1 protein-coding gene is annotated in these 601 nt (G+C 64.9%); it reads left to right on the forward strand.

What is annotated here, in order from left to right; all coding sequences use genetic code 11:
* The coding region (locus tag EOC06_RS26900; protein ID WP_245470106.1) for a LysE family translocator at window positions 1-569 on the forward strand (569 nt) is incomplete at its 5' end.
* Window positions 570-601 lie beyond the last annotated feature (32 nt).

Raw genomic sequence — 601 nt, forward strand, 5'->3', positions numbered from 1 at the left:
GCCCCAACATGATCTATCTGATCTCGCGGTCCCTGTCGCAGGGGCCGAAGGCGGGGCTGATCTCGCTTGGCGGCGTGGCACTCGGTTTTGTCTTCTATGTGCTGGCGGCGGCATTCGGCATCACCGCGCTGCTGCTCGCCGTGCCCTACGCCTATGACGCGCTGCGCTTTGCCGGCGTGCTCTATCTGCTGTGGCTGGCCTGGCAGGCGGTGAAGCCGGGCGGACGCTCGCCGTTCGAAGTGCGCGAATTGCCGAGGGACAGGCCGCGCAAGCTGTTCGCCATGGGCCTGATGACCAATCTGCTCAATCCGAAGGTGGCCGTGCTCTATCTGTCGCTGTTGCCGCAGTTCATCAGCCCCGACATGGGCCACGTCCTGTCGCAGCTCCTGGTGCTCGGCGCGACGCAGATCTCGATCAGCCTCAGCGTCAATGCCGTCATCGCGGTGACGGCCGGCTCGATCGCCAGCTTTCTCGCCGGACGGCCCTTGTGGCTGGTCATCCAGCGCTGGATGATGGGCACCGTGCTGACGGCACTTGCGCTGAAGATGGCGACAGAGGCGCAGCGCTGAGAGTGCTGATCTACATCGGCCGCCTTATCTGC

The organism is Mesorhizobium sp. M7A.F.Ca.MR.362.00.0.0, assembly GCF_004023175.1.
Taxonomy (GTDB): domain Bacteria; phylum Pseudomonadota; class Alphaproteobacteria; order Rhizobiales; family Rhizobiaceae; genus Mesorhizobium.